This is a genomic window from Nonomuraea sp. NPDC049400 (assembly GCF_044466425.1).
GTDB lineage: Bacteria > Actinomycetota > Actinomycetes > Streptosporangiales > Streptosporangiaceae > Nonomuraea.
Genome location: NZ_JBITMP010000132.1, coordinates 1 through 4,043, shown reverse-complemented (window position 1 = coordinate 4,043; position 4,043 = coordinate 1). Strand labels below are relative to the sequence as shown.

Sequence of the window (4,043 nt, the reverse complement as noted above, 5' to 3'; positions counted from 1 at the left end):
TGGGCGAAGTGGGCGGGTTGCTGGTCGGTGTAGGCGCGGTCGACGACGGCGAAGGCAGCGGGCAAGCCGAGCGCGGCCAGGGGCTTCAGGGTGGTGATGGCGTTGGCGCCGATGCGTTTGTGCGGGGTGTCGAGGACCAGGCCGAGCGCCAGTTGTGGGAAGGAGCCGAGTGCCGAGCGGGTGCGGGCGGCGACGGTGAGGGTGGCGCTGTAGCCGTACTCGGGTGGGCCGTTGCCGGCCGAGTGGTGCCAGCCTGCGGTGATCTCGGTGGAGGCGATGAGTTCGCTGGTGGAGCGGCGGACGTGGGGTGGGCGGGCGAAGACTGGGGTGGCGGTGGTGTCGATGCCGACGTCGCCGCCAAATCCTGCCAGGTAGCCGCGGCCTTTGCCCCAGCAGGCCGGGGTGAGCACGAGCGCGGTGACGATGTCTTGCAGCAGGTTTCGCTTGCGGGTGTGGTCGGGATCGTCGTCGTCCCAGGCGGCGGCCAGCGCGTCGGCCTGGTGCTGGGGCAGGCGGGTGCGGCGGTTGTGCCGGGCGGGGTCCAGCAGGCTGGTGAGCCGGTCGAAGGCGCGGTAGAAGCGCCGGTTGTCGGCCAGGCAGGCGTGTGGATCGTCGGCAGGTGGCCGGTCGGCGTCCAGTCCCAGCTGCTGTCGGGCGGTCGGGGACAGGCAGAAGGCGGCCAGTCGCCAGGCTTCGGCCAGGGTGGCTTTGCCGCTGTGGTGGATGGAGACCATCAGGCAGACGAGCACGGCCCGGATGGGCACTCCCGCCGGTCCGGGGCGTGGGCCGAGTTCGGCGTCGATCAGCGGCATGATGCCGGAGTCGTCCAGCAGCCGGGCGTAGTGGCTGGTGAGGGCGTCGGGGATCTGTGCCGTCTGCTTGGCGGGAGGCCGGGGTCGGGTGGTTCGGGCTCGGGTGGTGCGTGGCGGCCAGGCGCGTGGCGTCGCTGTACTCAACTGGCGCGGCCGCGTAGCAGCGCGACCGCGGTGGGCTGGTCCAAAGCGGGGACGAAATGTTGGTAGCGGGCCAGCGCGGAGGTGCTCATCCCGGCCGCGGCGGCCACCACTCCCAGATCGATGCGGGCGCTCAGCAGCTCGACGATCCAGGAGGAGCGCAGCCGGCGCACCGACAGGGCGGGCAGGCCGCCGGTCGGGGTGTGGCGGGCCGTCCAGGAGCTGAACAGGTTCTTGGCGTGCCGGGCGGCGCGCCTGGGCCGGAACACGAACCGGTCGCCGGGCTGGTCGGCGGCATGAACCAGGACGTTCTCCCAGGCGGCGCGGCAGACGATCAACCGCTCGGTGCCGGGGACGGTCACCACGACCGCGCCGGAGTCCAGGCGACGAAGATGCCCGGCCCGGACGGCGGCCACCTCCCCAGAGGTCAGACCGCAACCGAAGGCGAGCGCCATCAACGCCAGAGCGTCGCCTCTGGCCTGGCCGGGCAGGCGTTCGGCCCAGCCGCGAAGACGGCCGAGCTGGGCCGGCGAGTAGGGCGGGCTGACCTTTTTGGGGGCTGTCATCGGCGGCGGCGCCTGTTCGCCGCGTTCCAGCCAGGCCAGCGTGGCGCGCATGTGCCGCAGCCAGCTGCGGTAGGTCTGCGCCGAACTCGGGGCCAGATCGGTGCAGCCGGTCAGGACGAACGCGTCGATCGTCTCGTGCCGCAACCACACTTCCGGGTCATCCGGCAGGCCAGAGCGGTGACACCACACGGCCAGACGGGTGGTCGCGGTGAGCAGCCGTTCCACCCGGTAGGGGGAGCGGTCGGCGCTGGCGGCGACCAGCATCCGCACGCGGTCGGCGACAAGGTCCCATTCCGGCAGGGGTTTCTGCGGCCGGTAGCTGGTGATCATGGCCGAGGTTTGCGCGTCGAGGGTCACACCCCACCCATAGCGGCAGGACAACCTGCCGTTACGCAGCGCGACGACATCCACCGAAAGGAGCACTTTGTCATGGTCGGAGGACGCGCGCGGTCCCGATCTCCCCGGGACCTGGCCGAGGACCCGGAGAACTGGCCCCACGCGGACCTGTCCGGCCATGTGGCCGCCGCCGTCGTCCAAGCGATCGCCGCCACCCTGGCTGAGGTGATCGCCGACCAAGGGCTGAGTTTCCGCCGTCTCGCGGTGATGTCCGGCGTCAATCGGCAGACGATCAACGACCTCGTCGCTGGTCGCTGCTGGCCCGACGTCGCCACCATCGCCCAACTCGAAGCCAGCTTGGCCATCCGGCTCTGGCCTGCCCCGCCCGGCGGATCCGGGAGAAGCTGACCCGCGACGAACCCGCCTTCGCCCTGGTGAGGGCATCGCCGATCCTTCCCGCCTCGTCCCTGCCGCGGCAGGGCAGGCGAAATCCAGGCTCGACGCCTCTCCCCAAGACATCCCATCCGGGTTACTCTCGGGAGTGCGCGAGCCACTGTCGGTTAGAACTGGAGGGTGCTCACGCAACCTCGGGTGCCGTCGAGGGCCTAATCTCGGCGGCACCCCACTTCAGTCACTCACGGAGCTGTCGGCTCACTTCCCTTCCAGGCCGGGGCGTTGCCGTTCACGCCCGAGGCGATCGCATAGGTGCCGCCCTCGCAGCGGGTCAGCCATCCATCGGCGGCCAGTCGCAGCAACCGCGACCGCATCGACTCCACCTTTCCCCGATCGTCCGGCTGGCCCAGCGCCACCACCACATCCCGCACCCGCATCGGCTGCTGCGCCGTGGCCAGCAATGCCACCGTCTGCCGGCGAACCCCGCGCAACTCCGGCAACGCCGCAGTCCCGCCTGAAGGTCCGACTGGGCTGTCCGGCTCATGCCGCTTGCCTGCCTCGACCGATTCCTCGGCGCCTGACTCGCCCGCCCCCGCCACCTGCTCGTTCTGGGCTGACAATGTCAGGAGGGTCTCGCGGGTAATGGACAGGCGCCGGAGCTGTTCCTCTGCCGCGGCCAGTTGCTCACGTAGCGTGGCCGCTTTCTCGGTGGCAGCCGCCTCGGCCTGGGCCAAACGTTCCAGCAGTGACGTCACGTCGCCCTCCACGAGAGAGCGCAGATGCGCCCATCCGATCCGCTTCACGCTATGCGGTCCAACAACTCCACACTGTAAGCGGCGAAGTGCTGGCAGTCACTACCACAACGAAGATCAACACCTGCATCCAGGTGCCTGTCGGACAACTAACTGATCCAAAGGCCAGAGCTCACAGCGCCAGACCGAACATCAACAGGCAACACAGGCGTTCGCCAGCCCTCCAAGGGCAGAGGCGACCAGTCGTGCGCGAAGGGCCCCTGTCGCGATTCGATCAGCCCGACTACTTCCTCGCGCGCCGCGAGGACACCTTGATGCGCGCGATCATCGATCAGCCCGAGCCGGCGACCATGCTCATACTCCTCCACATCCTTCCACTGGATGCGCGACAGGTCGGGCTCGGCGACCAGATCAAGCAAAAGATCGAACGTGTCGATACCCATGCGAGTGCGCTGCTTCGGCAGGTCGAAGTCGACATACCAGGAAAGCGGGCGTCGATCAGCGTCAAAGTACTGTCGCACCGTGAAGTAGGCGTCCAGGCCATACCAACTACGTACCGTGGTGCCCTGCCACGCCCACCACCCCAGCCGCCACGTGCCCGAAGCCAGTTCCTGAATGGTCTGATCCCGGCCGTGCCCATCGTCCAAGAACGCCTTGATCCACGTGGTCGACACCAAACCACGCAAGCCCGGCCAACTGGCCACCGTCAGATAGTCACCGACGTCCTCCAGCACTCGGTACGGCATCGCCGACCACACTTTGCCGCCCCACACGTGGCGGCGTACCACGGTCGTCCCCACCTCGAAGCGCCCCGGCACATTGATCGTCATCCAGCGATCTTCCAACATCCGACACCCGGGCAGGAAGGGTTCGTAGTCTGACGAGCTGAATTCGGGTGCAGGGTCTACCAAGATCAGTCGTCGACGAATACCGGGTCGCAGGGCAGAAATCGAATGAAACGCGGGAAACGATCAACGTCCCCTCGGGAAGCGATCTTCTGAGTACCTACTCCGCCCCAGGCCAGCGCTATTCGTGAACACCCC

Annotated in this window: 5 protein-coding genes; 1 reads left to right on the top strand and 4 read right to left on the bottom strand. The window is 68.5% G+C overall.

Features of this window, described 5'->3' with window-relative positions; genetic code table 11:
• Together ACIBVN_RS60630 and ACIBVN_RS60625 are read right to left on the bottom strand one after the other, a co-directional pair.
• A partial coding sequence (locus tag ACIBVN_RS60630; protein ID WP_397151969.1) for a hypothetical protein occupies positions 1-956 on the bottom strand: 956 nt, incomplete at its 3' end.
• A complete protein-coding gene (locus ACIBVN_RS60625; protein ID WP_397151967.1) occupies positions 953-1,942 on the bottom strand; it encodes a hypothetical protein in 990 nt (329 codons plus the stop codon). The genes ACIBVN_RS60625 and ACIBVN_RS60630, both read right to left, overlap by 4 nt.
• A gap of 6 nt (positions 1,943-1,948) precedes the next feature.
• On the opposite strand from ACIBVN_RS60625, the gene ACIBVN_RS60620 reads away from it, so the two are divergent.
• On the top strand, positions 1,949-2,263 hold the full coding sequence (locus tag ACIBVN_RS60620; RefSeq protein ID WP_397151965.1) for a helix-turn-helix domain-containing protein: 315 nt from the start codon (positions 1,949-1,951) through the stop codon (positions 2,261-2,263).
• A 227-nt stretch (positions 2,264-2,490) separates the two neighbouring features.
• On the opposite strand, the gene ACIBVN_RS60615 is transcribed toward ACIBVN_RS60620, so the two are convergent.
• Complete coding sequence (locus ACIBVN_RS60615; protein WP_397151963.1) at positions 2,491-3,003, bottom strand: hypothetical protein; 513 nt, start codon at positions 3,001-3,003, stop codon at positions 2,491-2,493.
• Positions 3,004-3,149: 146 nt separating this feature from the next.
• On the bottom strand, positions 3,150-3,830 hold the full coding sequence (locus ACIBVN_RS60610) for a DUF402 domain-containing protein (RefSeq protein ID WP_397151961.1): 681 nt from the start codon (positions 3,828-3,830) through the stop codon (positions 3,150-3,152).
• Between the last annotated feature and the right edge of the window lie 213 nt (positions 3,831-4,043).